The sequence below is a fragment of the Deinococcus sp. QL22 genome, from assembly GCF_023370075.1.
Taxonomy (GTDB): domain Bacteria; phylum Deinococcota; class Deinococci; order Deinococcales; family Deinococcaceae; genus Deinococcus.
The window spans coordinates 3,081,564-3,098,599 of the sequence record NZ_CP097149.1 but is presented as its reverse complement, the minus strand read 5'-3'; the positions used below and the strand labels follow the sequence as shown (position 1 = coordinate 3,098,599).

At 62.4% G+C, this 17,036-nt stretch carries 16 protein-coding genes; 11 read left to right on the top strand and 5 right to left on the bottom strand.

The window, feature by feature from the left end; genetic code table 11:
• Positions 1-70: 70 nt before the first annotated feature.
• The gene (locus M1R55_RS15375; protein WP_249392595.1) at positions 71-295 is read right to left on the bottom strand and encodes a transcriptional regulator; all 225 of its coding nucleotides are present in this window, start codon (positions 293-295) and stop codon (positions 71-73) included.
• 396 nt (positions 296-691) lie between these two features.
• Here M1R55_RS15375 and murA point away from each other — a divergent pair, with 396 nt between their 5' ends.
• A complete protein-coding gene (murA, locus tag M1R55_RS15370) occupies positions 692-1,975 on the top strand; it encodes a UDP-N-acetylglucosamine 1-carboxyvinyltransferase (protein WP_249392594.1) in 1,284 nt (427 codons plus the stop codon).
• Between the two features lie 83 nt (positions 1,976-2,058).
• Here the strand turns inward: murA and M1R55_RS15365 are convergent, their stop codons facing one another.
• Positions 2,059-3,864 carry an ABC transporter ATP-binding protein gene (locus tag M1R55_RS15365; protein ID WP_371827194.1) on the bottom strand — a complete coding sequence of 602 codons (1,806 nt, stop codon included), beginning with the start codon at positions 3,862-3,864 and terminating at the stop codon, positions 2,059-2,061.
• 279 nt (positions 3,865-4,143) lie between these two features.
• Complete coding sequence (ald, locus tag M1R55_RS15360; protein ID WP_249392592.1) at positions 4,144-5,250, bottom strand: alanine dehydrogenase; 1,107 nt, start codon at positions 5,248-5,250, stop codon at positions 4,144-4,146.
• 174 nt (positions 5,251-5,424) lie between these two features.
• Here ald and M1R55_RS15355 point away from each other — a divergent pair, with 174 nt between their 5' ends.
• The 5 genes from M1R55_RS15355 (at position 5,425) to M1R55_RS15335 (ending at position 9,189) form a co-directional block, all read left to right on the top strand.
• Positions 5,425-5,925, top strand: a complete 501-nt coding sequence (locus M1R55_RS15355) for an Lrp/AsnC family transcriptional regulator (RefSeq protein ID WP_249392591.1) — start codon at positions 5,425-5,427, stop codon at positions 5,923-5,925.
• An 81-nt stretch (positions 5,926-6,006) separates the two neighbouring features.
• A complete protein-coding gene (locus M1R55_RS15350; protein ID WP_249392590.1) occupies positions 6,007-6,738 on the top strand; it encodes a peptidylprolyl isomerase in 732 nt (243 codons plus the stop codon).
• 212 nt (positions 6,739-6,950) lie between these two features.
• Positions 6,951-7,637, top strand: coding sequence for a phosphatidylserine decarboxylase (locus tag M1R55_RS15345; RefSeq protein WP_249392589.1), 687 nt, complete (start codon positions 6,951-6,953; stop codon positions 7,635-7,637).
• Positions 7,634-8,206: a PH domain-containing protein gene (locus M1R55_RS15340; protein ID WP_249392588.1), complete on the top strand. Its 573-nt coding sequence runs from the start codon at positions 7,634-7,636 to the stop codon at positions 8,204-8,206. Before M1R55_RS15345 ends, M1R55_RS15340 begins: the two co-directional genes overlap by 4 nt.
• On the top strand, positions 8,203-9,189 hold the full coding sequence (locus M1R55_RS15335; protein WP_249392587.1) for a hypothetical protein: 987 nt from the start codon (positions 8,203-8,205) through the stop codon (positions 9,187-9,189). Before M1R55_RS15340 ends, M1R55_RS15335 begins: the two co-directional genes overlap by 4 nt.
• Positions 9,190-9,192: 3 nt before the next feature.
• Here M1R55_RS15335 and M1R55_RS15330 read toward each other — a convergent pair whose 3' ends face one another.
• Both M1R55_RS15330 and M1R55_RS15325 read right to left on the bottom strand, forming a co-directional pair.
• Positions 9,193-9,924: a YqjF family protein gene (locus tag M1R55_RS15330; RefSeq protein ID WP_249392586.1), complete on the bottom strand. Its 732-nt coding sequence runs from the start codon at positions 9,922-9,924 to the stop codon at positions 9,193-9,195.
• 141 nt (positions 9,925-10,065) lie between these two features.
• Positions 10,066-11,673, bottom strand: a complete 1,608-nt coding sequence (locus M1R55_RS15325) for an ABC transporter ATP-binding protein (protein WP_249392585.1) — start codon at positions 11,671-11,673, stop codon at positions 10,066-10,068.
• Between the two features lie 259 nt (positions 11,674-11,932).
• On the opposite strand from M1R55_RS15325, the gene M1R55_RS15320 reads away from it, so the two are divergent.
• The 5 genes from M1R55_RS15320 to M1R55_RS15300 all read left to right on the top strand — a co-directional run bounded on the left by M1R55_RS15320 (position 11,933) and on the right by M1R55_RS15300 (position 17,010).
• Positions 11,933-12,724: a phosphatase PAP2 family protein gene (locus tag M1R55_RS15320; RefSeq protein ID WP_249392584.1), complete on the top strand. Its 792-nt coding sequence runs from the start codon at positions 11,933-11,935 to the stop codon at positions 12,722-12,724.
• Between the two features lie 143 nt (positions 12,725-12,867).
• Positions 12,868-13,542: a monothiol bacilliredoxin BrxC family protein gene (locus M1R55_RS15315; RefSeq protein WP_249392583.1), complete on the top strand. Its 675-nt coding sequence runs from the start codon at positions 12,868-12,870 to the stop codon at positions 13,540-13,542.
• A 384-nt stretch (positions 13,543-13,926) separates the two neighbouring features.
• A complete protein-coding gene (locus M1R55_RS15310) occupies positions 13,927-14,745 on the top strand; it encodes a hypothetical protein (RefSeq protein ID WP_249392582.1) in 819 nt (272 codons plus the stop codon).
• Entirely contained in the window at positions 14,742-15,179 is a 438-nt protein-coding gene (locus tag M1R55_RS15305; protein ID WP_249392581.1) for a hypothetical protein, read from the top strand. Before M1R55_RS15310 ends, M1R55_RS15305 begins: the two co-directional genes overlap by 4 nt.
• Positions 15,180-15,330: 151 nt before the next feature.
• The gene (locus tag M1R55_RS15300; RefSeq protein ID WP_249392580.1) at positions 15,331-17,010 is read left to right on the top strand and encodes a HAMP domain-containing protein; all 1,680 of its coding nucleotides are present in this window, start codon (positions 15,331-15,333) and stop codon (positions 17,008-17,010) included.
• The last annotated feature ends 26 nt before the right edge of the window (positions 17,011-17,036 follow it).

The following is a 17,036-nucleotide window of genomic DNA, read 5'->3' as shown; positions in this document are numbered from 1 at the left end:
CTGTGCCGCGCATTCAGGCCAGCAAAAAACCGCCCAGTTGCATAGGCGGCTCAATGGGTTCAGTCAAAATTTAGGCGTCGTCGGAGGGGTCGGTCTGATCCAAAATGGCGCGGTACTCTTCCATATTCTCGCCCTCACCGAGTTCTTTGGCAATTTTTTCTATGGCGAGGCGCACCACTTCGCTTTTGCTGATCAGCCGTTCAGGGCTGGACAATTCGTACGCTGTGCGCGTCAGCAGCGCGTCCTGCTCGTCGCTGATCACCACTTGGAGACGTTTACGGTCTTTCTTGGGCATGACGCTCCTGCTCAGCCCTCGCTCAAGAACATGGGAAAGCGTGGGGAGAATATGAAAGGGGAAGACGGGAAAGAATCCGGAAGATAGCTGCGGAATGCTTGGAGCTTGGGCCTGCGGGCAGCGTAGCACGCAAGAAGAGTGGCCTCAACATCAACCTCAGTTGACGGCCCTGAGTAGAGCAAGTGAGATGAGTCTAACTATACCCCCAACGGCGGCAGGTCCAATCGGTCTAGACGCGCAGTGAGTATCGTGTGTAAGATGCACCTGTTAAGAGGGAATCTGCCAGTGATTTTGGTTGAGATTTACTCGTTTTTTGTACCTGTCTTCCTTCATGCCGCGTCTTGACGGCAGACCAAACTCATCTACCTGCGCCTTCCGCGTTGTAAAAGGAACCCCATGCAACTGACCCCACTGCACATCCAGGGAGGCCGCGAACTTAGCGGCGAGATCGCCGTCCAGTCCAGCAAAAATGCGGCCTTGCCGATCATCGTCGCCAGCCTTCTCAGCAGTGAACCAGTCACGTTGCACGGCATTCCGCGCCTCAGCGACGTGGATACGATTCTGGATCTGGCGCACCACATCGGCACGCGCCACGCCTGGGTCGGCCCCAACAGCCTGAGCCTGTACACCCCCGAAATCCTGAACACGCACGCGCCCTACGCGCTGGTCAGCAAGATGCGGGCCAGTTTTATTGTCATGGGCGCCATTCTGGCCCGCGTCGGAAAAGCCACCGTGAGTATGCCGGGCGGCTGTGCCTGGGGGCCACGCCCTGTAGATCAGCACGTCAAGGCGTTCCGGGCGCTGGGGGCGCACATTACCGAAGACGGCGGCGACTTCGCAGCCGAGCGGACGGGCAGCCTGAACGGCACGTTTGCCTTCGAGCTTCTGACGGTGGGCGGCACCCACAACGCGGTGCTGGCGGCGACCCTCGGAGACGGTGTGGTGGTTCTGGAAAACGCCAGCATCGATACCGACGTGATCGACATGATCGAGTTTCTGAACAGCCTCGGCGCGCGCATTGAGGGCGCAGGCACCAACACCCTGACCATTCACGGCGTGCCTGCCCTGCACGGCGGCGAATACACCGTCATTCCTGACCGCATTGAAGCGGCCACCTTTATGATCGCCGCCGCCGCCACCCGCAGCCGCATTACCCTGACCAATGTGCGCCCCGATCACCTGCGGGCCGTGACCGCCAAGCTGACCGAAATGGGCGTGGATATCACCGAGTCGGGCAAAACGCTGGTCGTGGATGCCGCCAACCGCGACCTGAAACCCGTGAACGTGACCACCCAGAGCTACCCCGGTTTTCCCACTGATGTGCAGCCGCAGATGAGTACGCTGCTGGCGACCATTCCCGGTACGAGCGTGGTGCAAGACCCCGTGTACCCGGATCGCCTGACGCATGTGGCTGAACTGCACCGTATGGGCGCGGATATCACGGTCAGCGGATACACGCAGGTGATTCAGGGGGCCAAGCTGCACGCCGCCCCCGTAAAGGCCGCCGACTTGCGGGCCGGAGCCGCACTGTTTATCGCGGCCCTCACCTGCGAGGGCGAAACCGTGATCGACGGCGTGCAGTACCTGAACCGGGGCTACGAACGTTTGGCCGAGCGCCTGCGTGGTCTGGGAGCCGACGCCCGCCAGCCAGAGCCAGCCCTCGCCAGCGCGATGGATTGAGATTTTAAACAGCAATAATAAAGTGCCTGCTCCGGTGATCTGGAGCAGGCACTTTTGCTGTACTACACGTGTTTGAAGAGCCTCTATACCAACTCGGCCCGCGCTTCCTGCTCCTTGCGGAATTGCAGTTCATACAGGTCGCGGTACACGCCGCCCGATGCCATCAGCGCCTCGTGCGTCCCGTCCTGCACGATGTGGCCTGCATCCAGCACCACGATCCGGTCTGCATTGCGAATGGTGCTGAGGCGGTGGGCGATCACGAAGGTCGTGCGGCCCATCATCAGCGTTTCGAGGGCCTGCTGCACCAACGATTCCGATTCGTTGTCCAGCGCACTGGTCGCCTCATCCAGAATCAGGATGCGCGGGTCTTTGAGAATGGCGCGGGCAATCGCGACCCGCTGCCGCTGACCGCCCGAGAGTTTCACACCGCGCTCACCTACAACAGTGTCGTAGCCCTTTTCAAAGGCGCTGATGAACTGGTGGGCATTGGCAGCGCGTGCGGCGGCCTCAATTTCAGGCAGGGTGGCGTTGGGTCGGCCATATAGGATGTTCTCGGACACGGTGCCGGAGAACAGCAGCGTTTCCTGCGGCACGAGGCCCACCTGCGCCCGCAGATCTTCCAGCGTGTAGTCGCGCACGTCGTGTCCGTCTACGCTCAGATTGCCTTCCGACACGTCCCAGAAGCGGGGAATCAGGTTGACGAGGGTGGTCTTGCCTGCCCCGCTTGGCCCCACGAGGGCCACGACCTGTCCAGCGGGTACGTCCAGATTGATGCCGTTCAGAATCGGTGCGCCCTCGTATTTGAAGTTGACATTCTGGAAGCTCACGCGGCCTTCTGCGCGGGCCAGCGGCACCGGCTTGGACGGCGCAGGCAGGTCGCTCTTTTCGTCCATCAGTTCAAAGATTCGTCCCGATGCGCCCAGAGCTTCCTGAAACTGGTTGAAAATCCCGGTCAGGGCCGCCACCGTGCCGCCCACTTGCAGCGCATAAATTAGGAAGCTGACCAATTTGCCGGGGGTCAGGTCGCCTGCCATGACCTGCCGCCCGCCGTACCACAGCACCACCGCCAGCGCTCCGAACGTCAGGAAGCTCATAACGCCCGCCATCAGGGCTTGCAGTTGGGCACGCTGAAGGGCCGCCACAAAACTTGCCATGACGCCGCGTCCGTAGCGGTTACGTTCCACGTTCTCAGCGGTAAAACTCTGCACGACTCGCACGCCGCTGATGGCTTCCTCGGCACTGGCGTTGGCATCGGCAATAGCGTCCTGCACGGTGCGGCTGATCTTGCGAATCCGCCGCCCAATGGTGATGGCCGTGCCGATGACGAGGGGAATGACCGCCAACGTGAGTAGGCTCAGGCGAGGGCTGGTGGTAATCAGCAGGATCACGGCCCCGATCAGGCTGACACTTTGGGCGGCCAACTGCGCCAGCGCCGTGCTGGTCACTGTTTGTACCGTTCCCACATCGGCAGTCAGGCGGCTGGTCAGGTCACCCGTCTTGTGGTTGCCAAAAAAGCGCGGCGACAGCGTAATCAGGTGCGAAAACAGCGCCCGCCGCAGGTCGGCCACCACGCTGGCTCCTACCCGCGAGAGCAAGTAAGACTGCGCCGCCCCAAACAGAGCCGAGAGAGCAAAGATTCCCAGCAGGCTGATCACGGTGCGGTCAAGTGGGCCGGTGTCGGTGCTACCTACTCTCAGAAAAGAGGCGTCGATCAGGCGTCCGAACAGACTGGGAAACACCAAGCTCAGGCCGCTGGAAACCAGTGTGGCGAGCAGGCCCAGCAAAAACAGCTTCCAGTAGGGGCGGGCGTAGGCCAACAGGCGCAGCAATTGTTTGGGATCGCGTTTGGGGCGCGGCGCGTTGGGGTCTGCATCGGCAGGCAACGCCATAGAACGGCTCGGACGAGACAACATAGGGCTTAGGGTACGCCTCAGAAGGGGGGAAGATGGCCCGCCCGCCTTCAATCCAGGAATCTGCGTTTGTTCGGTTGTGAGCCGGAAGGTTCTGCGAGTATCCCTTGTGTTGTTCGGCTCTCAGGATTTTACAGGTGGAGAAGGCAAAAGCTACAGCCTGAACCCGGCTTGATAGCAGTGTGTGACAGTACAAAACTAAAGCGGCGGGCATGTAGATAGCCCGCCGCCTCGATGTTTCCTACGACCCTATTCTGCTTAAGCCAAGACCGCCTGAGTTTCCACGTACTCCATGCCCAACGCGTCGGCCACGCCCTGATAGGTGAGCTGGCCCGCGTGCGTGTTCAGGCCGAGGCTCAGCGCCTTGTTGCGGGTCAGTGCGCCAATCCCGTGATCGGCCAGCAGCAGGGCGTAAGGCAACGTCTGATTGGTGAGAGCAAAAGTACTGGTGCGGGGCACGGCTCCTGGCATGTTGGCGACGCCGTAGTGAATCACGCCGTCCACAAGGTAGGTGGGATCGTCGTGGGTGGTGGCATGAATGGTTTCCACACAGCCGCCCTGATCTACGGCCACGTCCACAATCACGCTGCCTTCCTGCATGAGGGGCAACATGTCGCGGGTGACGAGGTGGGGGGCTTTTGCGCCGGGAATCAGCACCGCGCCCACCAAGAGGTCAGTTTCGGGCAGCAGGGCGCGAATGTTGGCTTCGCTACTCATCATGGTGGTCAGCTTGCCGAAAAATACGTCGTCAAGGTAGGTCAGGCGGCGGTGAGACACGTCCAGCACGGTTACTTTTGCCCCCAAGCCCATCGCCATTTTTGCGGCATTGGTGCCCACCACGCCGCCGCCCACGATCACCACATGTCCGGCCTGTACTCCGGGTACGCCGCCGAGCAGCACACCGCGCCCGCCCACTGGCTTTTGCAGGTGGTACGCGCCCGCTTGCACGCTCAGGCGGCCCGCGACTTCACTCATGGGCATCAGCAGGGGCAGGCTGCCGTCTTCCACCTGTACGGTTTCGTAGGCAATCGCGGTGGTTCCGGCCTTCAGCAACGCTTCGGTCAGGGCGCGGTCTGCGGCCAGATGCAGGTAGGTAAAGAGCAGCAGATCGTCGCGCAGGTAGCTGTATTCACGCTCAATCGGCTCTTTTACCTTGACGACCATCTGAGCGGCCCACGCCTCATCTGCCGTGCCCATCACCGCGCCCGCCGCCACGTATTCGGCGTCAGCAATGCCGCTGCCCACGCCTGCGCCGTGCTCTACAGTGACGGTGTGGCCGCGCCGCACCAGCGTTCCCACACCGCCGGGAGTGAGGGCGACACGGTTTTCTTTCACCTTGATTTCTTTGGGCAGTCCGATGTTCATGATGTTTCTCCTTGGGGTTTGCCAGAGATGCACCGCTGTGATGTTCACGCGGCGACACTTGATTGAGATGGCGCAATGCTAGCAGGAAGGCCCGCCGCCGCGATTGCCCGCAGGCCCGCTAAGAGGGGCATTGCCGCAATAACGTTGCGCCAAACTGCTAAACTTGGCCCCAAGATGTCACAATCTCAGCCCGCTTCCGCACGTTCCGGTGCCGTGGAACTCGACGCCATTGACCGGCACATCCTCGCCATCTTGCAGCGCGACGCCCGCATTCCCAATACCGAGTTGGCCGATGAAGTGGGCCTGACGCCTGCGCCTACCCTGCGCCGGGTGCGGCGGCTGGAAGAAGAGGGCATTATTCACCGTTATGTGGCCCTGCTAGACCCCAAACAGGTGGGCCGCGACCTGATGGTGGTGGTGCGCGTGACGCTGGACAAGCAGACCAAACAGGGCTTCGAAACGTTTGCCGAACATATGCGCAACCGCCCCGAGGTGCTGGAATGCTACCTGTGCCTGGGCGACACCGACTACCTGCTGAAGGTCTGCCTGCCCGATCTGGACGCCTACCAGAAGTTCCTCGTAGACGTGCTGGCCGCCATTCCCGGCGTTCGCAACACGGCCAGCACCATCGTGGTCAAACAGGAAAAATACACCACCAGTCTTTCGTTGGACTGAGTTGCCCCTTTGGGTGGGTGGCCGTACACCGCAACGGGGGTCTTTTGCCCGTCTCATATTCACCCTCTCTATACTCCGGTTATGTTGCTCCGTAAACGTTCCCTTGGTCTGTCCCTGCTCGGCCTCTTGCTGATGGCCTGTGCGCCTCAGGCCAGCAAGGTTCCCGCCAAAGTTCCAGCCTCGGTTCCTGCCAAGACGCCCGCTGCATCGGCTCCGGCTGCCGCGCCCGTCGTCTATGCGCCGCTGCCGTACCTGAGTGCCGCACCCATTCGCACCTTCGCCAAAGCCGAACAAGTTATCGTGCCCGGTAAGCAGTACCGCGCCGTCCTGAAGACCAGCAAGGGCGACATCACCATCGACCTGAACGCTGCGGGCAGCCCGGTGGCCGTCAACAACTTCGTGTTCCTGGCCCTCAACCGCTTTTATGATGGAACCCGGTTTCACCGCGTCATAGACGGCTTCATGGCGCAGGGCGGCGACCCTCAGAGTGCCGACCTCTCCAAAAAAGCGGCGTGGGGAACGGGCGGCCCCGGCTACCAGTTTTCTTACGAGGTCAACAACAAGTTGCGCTTCAACTCGGCGGGCGTGCTGGGCATGGCCCGCTCGCAAAGCCCGGATTCGCAGGGCAGCCAGTTCTTCATCACTCTTACCGACGCCGATTTCCTGAGCGGCCAGTACACGGTGTTCGGCAAAGTGAGTGCGGGACAGGACGCTCTGGCCAAGCTGACGCGCACGGCCAGCGGCAACGATACGCCCCTGCCCTCAGCGGTAGCCGACACCTTGCAGAGCGTCACAATTCTCGCCTCCAAATAGGTCTTTCCAACATCCAAAAAGCGTGATGCAGCAGCGCGGCGTGAACTCCGGTTTGCGCCGCTTTTTTCTGACTGGCCGTATGGAGATCACTAGGCCAAACGGTGCAGTCGCCTTTCTCAGACCCTTCAACCCTCGCCCCTTAGACTGCTGTTCCACACCAACCTCAACGGGGATGCTCCCACCCGCTTCCTCCTTGCCGCTACACTCCATCTATGACTTTGTTGCGCCGCCTTCTGCCCGTTGCCGCTGCCGGAGCTGCCCTGTATTACCTGCGCGGCGTGTACCGTTTCCGCGATCCGGTGCGCCTGCCACCCGCCGATGCCGACACGGTTCTGGCTCCTGCCGATGGCCTGATCTGCCTGGTCAAGCGGGTGACTGGCGGGCAAATCTACGCCGATTCCGGGTCACATCCCATCCCGGTGAGCGATTTGGCGGGCTTACCGGAAGCGGCCCCGGATGGCTGGTTGGTGGGCGTGTATATGGGGCCGCTGGACGTGCATTTCACCTACCATCCGGTGGGCGGGGCCGTGGTGCGTGCCCACCACACGGGCAGCCGCCAGAATACCCCGCTGCTGTCGGCTGGCGCGGCGGCCTCGCTGCTGGCCGGGCGTCCCGCCGACTTGCTTGCCACACGCGGCACGCTGGAAAACGAGCGGCACGCGCTGACCACCCACACCATTCACGGCGAAGTCACGACGACCCTGGTGGCCCCTGGCAGCGGCCTGAATGCCACCACCTACACCCGCGAGGCCGATACCGTGCGGGCAGGCAACAAGAGTGCTTTCTTGGACGAAGGCGGCTTGGTGCTGCTCTATGTGCCTGCCGCTTTTACACCGCAGGTCAGCGTAGGTGACCGCGTGCTGGGCGCAGAAACGGTGGTGGCGCGGGCCGAAGCATGATCTTTCCATTGGTCAATGCAGCTCAGTCAGGGCGGGCGCAGTTTTTCTTGTGGCTCGCTCCGGTAGTGCTGGTGGCGCTGGCCTTCATTCCTGATCCACCCGATGCGCCCACCGTACCGCATTGGGGACTCCTTGTTGTGGCTGCTCTCTTTGCTGCTCTATTTCAGCTCGCGCCGCGCCGCTTGCGCTACCGCCTGACCCCCAATGGGTTGGAAATTAGTCGGCTGCTGGGAACCACACTGCTTCCTTACGCCGGAATGCAGGTCAGAAAGACAGTAGGACGTTTGGGCGTTCGCACCTTTGGAACGGGGCTGCCGGGGTATCTCACCGGGGCATTTTCATTCGGGTCAGACGGCGTACGTTCGGTCACGGCGTTGGCTTCGGTGGCGTCGGGTGGGGTTCTGATCGGGGTTCCGGTGAGCAAGGAAGCCCTAGCCCGCCCGCCGTTCATTCTGCCGCCTAAGCCAACCTCTGGCGCTGAACCGCTTCGGTGGTATTTCCTCACGCCTGCCGACCCACAAGAATTACTGGTGGAACTTGTGCAGCGTGGTGCGGTGGTGGCTCCATGACCCTTACCCTGCTGCCCGATGTGGGCGACCTCCTGCGCCTCAGCCCCCAGTACAACGCGGGTACAGTCGTCGAACTGCTGCGGTTTCTGGGAGCATCCGAAGTCTGGTGGGCCACCGGCTCCGACCCCGATCACCCCCTGCGCGACGCCTTGCCCGCTGCCCGCATCGGCATTCGGGAGGTGGCCCCCGATTGGGCCTGGGCCGAGGCCGAATACCACCAGCTCACCAATTTTTTGAACCAATACCCGCAGGGCCACGAACGGTTGCGGGCGGCGGGACAGGCCGAACGCGCCCTGAGTGCCGCCCTCACCGAACCTCTCAGCGCCGTGCGGGCCATCAGCCCAGAGCTTCTGGACGCCGCCCGCGCCTACCATGACGCCACCCGCACGGCACTCGACGAAGGCCCCGGCACGCGCTGGCAGGAGCGGCGGTTGTCGGAGTTGGCGGCGGCGGTGCAAGGTCAATTGGGGCAAGGTGAATCAGGCGTCGTGCTGGTGGCGCTGGACGACTTACCGGGCCTGCAAGCCCTCTTGCCCCATTCTGTTTTGCCTGATCTGGCCAACTTTGCCCCCGGCGAACTGAGCCGCGTGCGGGCGCTGGCTGACCGGGCATGGCAACTGAACGAGGGTGACGACTTGGGGGCGCTGCTGGCCGCCCTAGACCGTGAACCCGGCGATCCGGTCACGCCCAAAGCCGAACTTGACGCCGCTGCCGCCAGCATTCACCTGGCGGTGGGTGACTTGGCGGCGGCCCGCGCCCTGCTGGAACGCGCTGCACACGGCCTGACCGACTTGCCCCGCAGCCTGCCCGGTCTGACACTGGCCCGTTTGGGTCAGGTGCGCGACGCGCAGGGAGACCGGGATTTGGCGGTGCGAACCTACCGCGCCGTGCTGGCCCTCAACCACGCCCCCGCTATTGCCCGCAAAACGGCGGAAGCGGGCCTGCAAGTGCCGTTTAGTCTGGAGATTCCGGCCACGGATTGAGATTCACCGCACCCGCTCCAGCCACCACGCCCGCACGTCCAAGCGTTCGGAGTGCAGCAGATGGGGTTGGCCTTCCAGTTGTATGCCTAGGCGATCCGCCAACGTATTTTCGGCAATTTCGGCTTCGGCGCGGCGCAGCGGCCAAGGCGTGTGCTGGATGTGGCCCCGGTAGACCCGCCCCGTTTTGTCGGCGCTGTATAGGGCGAGGCGGTTGGTCAGCCAGTCGTCCAGCGAACCGGGCGCGGCCTGAAACTCTGGCCCCACTGGGCGGTAGGCGGCGGCAAACCGTCCCGCTGGGGCGTCGGCTTGCGTGCGGGCGCTGGCGTAGCGCGTGACGCCGTGTTCACGGTGCATCCACATCTGGGCCAGGCTGTAGGGCAGATGAAAAAAGGTGCGGGCCAGCACCACAGGCAGCGCTTCGGGAATGTCCAGACTGTAAAACCAAACGCCCGGCACGCCGTCTACCGTCACATACGTCCTCAGGTTCAGTTCTGGAAAGGCGCTCAGGCGGGGCACAGCGGGCGTCAGGCGCGGGGCGACGCCGCTCATACGGAACGGCACGACGCCTAGGTAGGCTCGCCCGCCGCGTTTGTCCACCTCTACACCCGCCGGGAGGGTGCGGGCAATCAGGTCAGGATTCACCGCCCAGTGCATAAAACACAGGTCGTGCCACTGCATCCGCAGCACCCAGGGGCCGCGTGCGGGGGGCAGGGGAGAGGGGTCAGAGGAAATCATAGGTGCAGTCAAGCACAGAGGCGGGAGCCAGCACTGTCTGAGAAGCTGCCTGAACACAAGGTCATGCGTGACTCAGACCAGCTTCAAGGCCGAGTCCATTAGCGTTATAAAACCGTCTGCGCCCTTTGCTGCCTTGGTTGTTTACCGTTCCCCAGTCATCTGCCCCACGCTGACTTCTCCGCTTCTACCACTGCCGGTTTGTCCGCTACTGCCCGTCATCATCAGGCCCAACTGGGTTTCGGTGGCGTCGGCGGCGTTCACTTCTCCGGCAATCTGGCCCTCGTACATCACCAGAATCCGGTCTGCAAGGTTCATCACTTCGCCCAAATCGGCGCTGATGAGCAGCACGGCCAGACCCTGATCACGGGCTTCCACGATTCGGGCGTGAATAAACTCGATTGCGCCGATGTCTACGCCGCGTGTGGGCTGGCTGGCGATCAGAATTTTCGGGCCTTTGCGCATCTCGCGGGCCACGATGATTTTCTGGGCATTGCCGCCGCTGTAACGCCCGGCTTGCAGGCTGGCACTGCGCGGGCGAACGTCATACTTCTCCGACAGGTCGCGGGCATTTTGCTCGATCACGTCCAGATTCAAGAAGCCGAAGCGTCCGGCAAACGGTGCCTGATCGTGTTCGCCCAGAATGAAGTTTTCGGCGGTGGTCATGTCCAGCACCAGCCCGCGCTCGTTGCGGTCTTCGGGAATGTGCGACAGGCCCGCCGCTTCCACTTCGCGCACGCCCCGCGCCGTTTTGCCCAGATAGGCGATCGTGCCGCCCAGCACCGAGGTCAGGCCCGTGATGGCTTCTACCAGTTCGCTCTGGCCGTTGCCCTCCACACCTGCAATGCCCACGATTTCGCCCGCCCGCACCTGAAACGACACATTGTCTACAGCGTTTTTGTGCTCGCCCTTCACGGTCACGTTTTTAATGTCCAGCGCGACTTCCCCCGGCTGGGCGGCGGTTTTGTCTACCCGCAAATTCACCTCGCGGCCTACCATCATGCGGGCCAGCGTTTCGGTGGTGGCTCCGGCGCTGGGAATAGAACCGATCATCTTGCCGTCGCGGATCACGCTGATGGTGTCCGAGATGTGCAGCACCTCATGCAGCTTGTGGCTGATGAAAATCACGGCATTGCCGCTGGCCGCGTACTGATTTTTCAGGAAGTCGAACAGTTCGTCGGTTTCGCTGGGAGTCAGTACGGCGGTGGGTTCGTCCAGAATCAGGATGCGTGCGCCCCGGTACAGCGTTTTCAGAATTTCCACTTTCTGCTGCTTGCCCACCGGAAGATTCCCGATCAGGGCGTCTGGGTCGAGGTCGAAGTTGAATTGCTTGACCAGATCGGCCACCTTGCGCCGTGCACCTGCAATATCAATTCGCCCGCCGATGGTCGGCTCTGCGCCCAGAATCACGTTTTCGGTGACGGTCAGGGTATCGACCAACATGAAGTGCTGGAACACCATGCCGATGCCGCGTGCGATGGCGTCGGCGGGGTTAGACAGGCTCACGGTTTCGCCGTCTACGACAATTTCGCCGCTGGTGGGCGGCTGAGCGCCGTACACGATCTTCATCAGCGTGCTTTTGCCTGCGCCGTTTTCGCCGCACAGGGCGTGAACGCTGCCCCATTTCACGGTCATAGAGATATTGTCGTTGGCGAGTACCAGTGGAAAGCGCTTGGTGATGTTCCGCAGTTCCAGTGCATTTTCAGAGTTGTGCCGAACCTCGCGCAGCACGTCAGGAGTGGGGGCGGTCATGGGTACAGTGTAACGGGGCCGGGGCTGAGGATGAAGGCGCTGACGCCGATGTACCCGCCAAAGAACTCACGCCTGCTTTTGCGCCCGTCCGCCGGGCTTGCTCTGATTCCCAAGCATCTGGCCCTGCTGATTTGAACGGCCACCGGATGTTCAGCGAACGCCGCCAGTCTGTGCTTTTTGCCATTCGCTCTGCTCCGCAGCTGTTCCAGTCCGCTCAGATGATTCTTGCAAACCATCGCCATCAGGCAGAATGTCAGGCATGGAAGCATTCTGGTTGGCGGTCACGAATCTGGGGCGGGATGAAGTGTTTATCGTGGCGTTGGCGCTGTATACGTGGTTGGTCAGCCCACGTGGCGGGCGCAATTTGGGCGTGGCGTTTGCCCTGAGTTACCTGGTCAATACAGCCCTGAAATTTGGCTTCGATCTGCCCCGACCCTTCACCAACGACCCGGCGGCGGCCAGTGCAGCGGCCAAAGCCACAGCGGGCGGCCCTGGCCTGCCCAGCGGCCATACGCAAATGGCAGCGACATTGTGGGGCGGCATCGCCCTCCAGGTGCAGCGGCCCGGAATGTGGCTGGCGGCGGGCCTGCTGATTGCGCTGATTTCCTATTCCCGCCTGGCCCTCAACGTGCATTACCCCAGCGACGTAGTGGTGGGCCTGCTCTTGGGCGGCGTATTTGCCCTGATGGCCGCCCGAATCCATGTGCCCGACGAGAACGCCGTGCGTTGGGGCGTGCCCGCGCTGCTGCTGCTGGTGGCTGCCTTCCTGCCCACTGGAACGCCCCGCGAATACGGCACCGCTTTGGGCCTGCTGGCCGGATTCTGGTTTGTGCGCCCCACCTTCACCCCGCCCCGCGACGTGGCTGGCCGCCTGATCGTGGCTGTACTGGGTCTGGTTTTGGTGTTCGCCGTGTTCTTCGGACTCGGAGTCTTGCCCCAAAGTGTGAAAGACATCGGGCTGGTGCGGGCGCTCCGGTATGCGGTGTTGGTATGGGTTGCGGCAGAAGGCGTGCCGCTGGTGCTTCGTCACTGGATGCCTAGAGGGGTGTAGGGGGTGGGTTGTGGGTGTAGGGACAGAAAAAGTCAGCGCCTAACCTTTTTCTCCTCTTGCCACAAGCTACAACCCACCTCCGACAACCATCCTTGTGTCCCGTGTCACTTCATTTTCTAAAGCATCAGGGGTAATATACCCCCATGACCACCCCCGACCAGCAACACGCCCAGCAGGCCGACGCGCAGGCTCCGCAGCAGCAAGTGTTGGTACCGCTGACCACGCCCGAAGACGTAGACCACTTTCTGAAAGAGCATCCTCTCGCCGCCGTATTCAAGGCAGGCACCTGCCACAAGACCATGCAGGGCTTTGGCGTGCTGGAGCAGTTTTTGCAGCGCCACGAGTTGCCTGTCGGCTTTATTCGGGTCGTCGATTGGCGTCCGGCCAGCAATCACATTACAGACCTGACAGGCATTCAGCACCACAGCCCGCAACTGATTCTGTTCAAGGAAGGCCAGCCGCAGTTTGAAGTGAACAACTGGGACATCACCCCAGAAGCGCTTGAGCCTGTGTTTACGGCGCAGGTGCCGGTGCGGGCCGGAGAAGGTGCAGTCTCTACCGACGACAATGTGGAACCCTACCGCCGCCTGATGAACGACTTTGTAGAAGGCCGCCTCAGCGATTGGGCTTTTCAGGATCAGTACGTGAACATGTTCCGCGACGACGCCAGCCTCCGCAGCCAGCGTGAATTCGACCTGTTGTCGCGCTTGTTTGGCGACCCCGACGCCTATCACGGTGGCCTGCACCAGTTGGGTCAACCCCAGCAGCGCGGCGACCTGAAAGCCCGCGTGCAGGAATTGTTGGCCGAACTCGGTTGATTCTGGAGCAGGGCGGTAGAGGGATCAGTTTTAGCCCAGGCATCGGCGTCTCATTTTCAGGACAAAGAGAGCCAGTTTTCTGGAGCAGCCTGACCTCTACCTGCCGTTCCTAACATCCTGTTGATATAAAGTTAATTTCTTCATTCATCTCACGTCCGACCCAGCCGAATTCGGTGGGCCGGACGTGAGATTTTCGACGTGTGTAAGCGGGCGGTAAGACGATTCGCGGTGAGATAGAGGCGTTCATTTTTTGCACACCGCTCACTTAGTTTTCTCAGAGGGGTTGCTCACAGCTTCAACCCGTTGCTCTTCCAAGACCGCCCCGCGTACACAGCGAAATTTTAACTTCCACTCATGTTGATCGTAGGTACACTGCCCATGTTGATGACTCTGCCGCTGCTCTCCGTGCCGCAAAACCTTGCGGTGTACTCTCACCTTTCTACCGACCATTACCCCTGGACAGAAGTGACGGTAGACCTCGCCGCACGTCAGGCACAGGGTTTTACTGGAATATTCGACGCCATGCAGGGCCAGCGGTGGGCACGGTTCGTGTGGGTGCGGGGCCAGATGCGCGGCGGATTCACGGCGGGCGGCGAGGTCAGCTGGGCCACCATGATGCGCGGGTTGCCGCAGGCCAACGTCAGCTTGCAGGAGCAGGAGCCTGTGGTGGCCGACATGGTCTGGAGTTGCCGTCAGGCCAATCCGGCCCCCCTGCGCGGCGCGTGGCCCGACGTACAGACCACCCTAGAGCGCGAACGGTTTTTTGGGGTACTGGTGTCTGGAACCGCGTGCAGCTACTGGGAAACAGGCCGGATGCTGGGCGGCACCTTGCCCAAGCCGGGGGCAACCTGCGTCACGCTGTCGCCGCCCGTCATCGATGACCGCCCCTCGTTGCTGGCCTTCTGGATGGAACTGATCGCCGTGACCCACCGCGCCTTTGCGCTGGACGAAACCTGGCGGCAGGTGAGCATCGGGCTGGCTGTCGATCATCCTTGCCTCGATCCTTTTGCACAGGAAGTTCGCGTGCTGGGCGGGGTCTTGCAGGTCGATCAGGAGGTGGGTGTGAGTGAGTTGCGGCCCGCGCTGCTGGCAGCCTACCGCGCCACTCTGACCCGTTTGGGCGTGCGCCTCGCCGATTTGCCCATTGCTTCTCTGCGTGAACAGCCCATCTGGGCCACTGCTGGACTGGAGGTAACCGCATGACCGTGCCCACTGGACAACCCAACCCGACTGGCCCCCTGAGCTGGCCGGGCGATCTGCAAGATGCTACGCCGCTGCCTTTTAACGTGTGGCGCGTGATGCATCAGGTGAATGGCGAGCGCGACGCGATGGAAGTGGCGCGGCTGGCCCGTGTCAGCCTGCCCGAGGTGCTGGACGCCATGACTCAGGCTGGACGTTGGTCTGGCCGCGCCGCACAGCGCGAACAGCCTGTGACTGAGCAAGCCCTGAAAGAAATTCAGCAATGCCTGATGGTGGTCGTCGGGCCCATGGGTGAATTTATGGTGGACGACGCTTTTGAAGACCTGGGGGAAGACAACGTGACCCTCAGCCAACTCCTGGGCCACCTGGCGACCCAGTTAGGCGAAAGCCGCGTGCAGGCGTTTGTGCGGCAACTGCGGGCGCGGGGCATCGCGTGACACGGCTACGCCGATCCAGAGACGGTCCACGACTCTCACTGTCTGAATTTCTCCGAGTTCTACAACTCTGCCTTACTGCTCCCACTTCCGTCCGCGCCCCTCTTCTGCCCAGCGGTTTAGGCTTGGGCAGCCCCCACCGGAAGGTCATGCCATGAAGTACACCGTCATCATTCGCCAGCCCGTATCAGATGAGGTTCGTCCCACTCTGGAGAAACAGCTCATAGAACGCTTCGGCCTCACGGGCGATCAGGCCCAGCGCCTCTCGGCTCGCCGCTCTGGCCGCCTGATGAAACCCACCGGACGTGCCCGCGCCGACCTGCTGCTGCGCGTCTTTCAGGATGTGGGCGCGCAGGTGGCCATGGAGGAAGTGCGCGAAGAAACGGGCATGTTCAGCGATCCCTTTCAGGCCGTGCCTACCCCTACGCCCGCGCTGGCAGGCTGGGGAAACAGCCTGAACGAAGACGCGCCGATGGCTCCTAACCGCCAAGGCGAAACGCTGGCCGAACTGATTGCCAGCAGCGCCCGCAGCGATGGTGGCCGTCAACCTGCCAGCGCAAGTGCGCGTGCGGGATTGGCCGAAAACGACAACTGGGCCGACCTTGCCGCGCCGCAGCCTACCCCTGCGAATCTGGGTGGACGGGACAGCAACGACCTGGAGAGCCTGTTCCCGACGGGCACAGCGTTTCCGGAGACCACTGTGTTTCCAGACCCCTTTGCACAGAGTCCGTTGGCACAGGGCGGCACTCTGGCCGACGCGCCCGCTAACTTGTCCGATCCTGCTATGGCGCAGGCCAATGCCTCTGCCGACGTGTGGTCTGACTTTACGGGCGCCCTGACCATCACCGACGCCAAGCCCCGTGAGGAAGCTGCCGCTGCCGAAACGCCTTCGGCGATGTTCCTGACCGCCGTAAACGAAGAAAGCCGTAGCAATCTGGGAGCGCGGCGCAGTCTGGCCCAACAGCTGACCTTCGGGGCGCTGGCACCACTTGCGCTGTCTACCGCCGTGACGCTGACCCTGCTGAGCCTGACCCTGCCCGGACTGCAACGCCAACTGGTGGCCCAGAACGCACAGGCTGTAGCTGTAGCCGTGGGAACCAGCCTCGACACCCGCGACCAGGAAACCGTAAACGCGCAGCTAGACGCCCTCTTGGCACGCTCGGCGGTAGGCTTCGTGCGGGTGGAGTTGCCCGACGGCACGACCTACTTCCGTGGCCGCGACCCTCGCCTCGACGGAACCCTGCAAAGCAGCGTGGCGAAGTGGCTGGTCGATAACCCCATCACGGGCACGTTCCAGACCTCGGGCAGCGCCGCCGACAGCTACCGCACCCAGTTGCAGCAGCTGGAAGAAGTGGGCGCGGGCGATTCCTCGCAGGCCCAAGAACTGCGCCGCCAAGCCGAAGACCCCGCCAACCAGCGCAGTGACCGCACGCCCTACGTGGTCAGCCGTCTGGGCGTGATCGAAGGCCAAAATGGACAGCGCACCACCACCTCGGCCACCGAGAAAAACGACAGCCTGCTGTACCGAATCGCGGTAGGAGTGCCCAACGCACAGGCCGCCATCAACCTCCGCAACACGTTGCTGCTGGTGCTGGGCGTGTCGCTGCTGGCGTTGGCGTTGGCCGCCGCCCTGGCCGTGCGTGCTGCCCGACGCGTGGTGCAGCCTATCGAGCGCCTTGTGGCAGTGGCCGACGCCATCAGCATGGGCGACCTGTCCCGCCCCGTGCAGGCCGACCGCAACGACGAAATCGGTGATCTGGCACAGGCATTGGAGCGCATGCGCCTGAGCTTGGAAGCCGCTATGGATCGTCTGCGCCGCCGCAAACGCGGGTAAGGTTTCACCCCTTTGCAGGAGCGGGC

Coding starts and splice junctions, on each gene's coding strand:
- M1R55_RS15300 (WP_249392580.1), top strand. CDS start 15,331: ATGAAGTACACCGTCATCATTCGCCAGCCCGTATCAGATGAGGTTCGT.
- M1R55_RS15365 (WP_371827194.1), bottom strand. CDS start 3,864: ATGGCGTTGCCTGCCGATGCAGACCCCAACGCGCCGCGCCCCAAACGC.
- M1R55_RS15310 (WP_249392582.1), top strand. CDS start 13,927: ATGACTCTGCCGCTGCTCTCCGTGCCGCAAAACCTTGCGGTGTACTCT.
- murA (WP_249392594.1), top strand. CDS start 692: ATGCAACTGACCCCACTGCACATCCAGGGAGGCCGCGAACTTAGCGGC.
- M1R55_RS15305 (WP_249392581.1), top strand. CDS start 14,742: ATGACCGTGCCCACTGGACAACCCAACCCGACTGGCCCCCTGAGCTGG.
- M1R55_RS15335 (WP_249392587.1), top strand. CDS start 8,203: ATGACCCTTACCCTGCTGCCCGATGTGGGCGACCTCCTGCGCCTCAGC.
- ald (WP_249392592.1), bottom strand. CDS start 5,250: ATGAACATCGGACTGCCCAAAGAAATCAAGGTGAAAGAAAACCGTGTC.
- M1R55_RS15315 (WP_249392583.1), top strand. CDS start 12,868: ATGACCACCCCCGACCAGCAACACGCCCAGCAGGCCGACGCGCAGGCT.
- M1R55_RS15320 (WP_249392584.1), top strand. CDS start 11,933: ATGGAAGCATTCTGGTTGGCGGTCACGAATCTGGGGCGGGATGAAGTG.
- M1R55_RS15350 (WP_249392590.1), top strand. CDS start 6,007: ATGTTGCTCCGTAAACGTTCCCTTGGTCTGTCCCTGCTCGGCCTCTTG.
- M1R55_RS15355 (WP_249392591.1), top strand. CDS start 5,425: ATGTCACAATCTCAGCCCGCTTCCGCACGTTCCGGTGCCGTGGAACTC.
- M1R55_RS15345 (WP_249392589.1), top strand. CDS start 6,951: ATGACTTTGTTGCGCCGCCTTCTGCCCGTTGCCGCTGCCGGAGCTGCC.
- M1R55_RS15375 (WP_249392595.1), bottom strand. CDS start 295: ATGCCCAAGAAAGACCGTAAACGTCTCCAAGTGGTGATCAGCGACGAG.
- M1R55_RS15330 (WP_249392586.1), bottom strand. CDS start 9,924: ATGATTTCCTCTGACCCCTCTCCCCTGCCCCCCGCACGCGGCCCCTGG.
- M1R55_RS15325 (WP_249392585.1), bottom strand. CDS start 11,673: ATGACCGCCCCCACTCCTGACGTGCTGCGCGAGGTTCGGCACAACTCT.
- M1R55_RS15340 (WP_249392588.1), top strand. CDS start 7,634: ATGATCTTTCCATTGGTCAATGCAGCTCAGTCAGGGCGGGCGCAGTTT.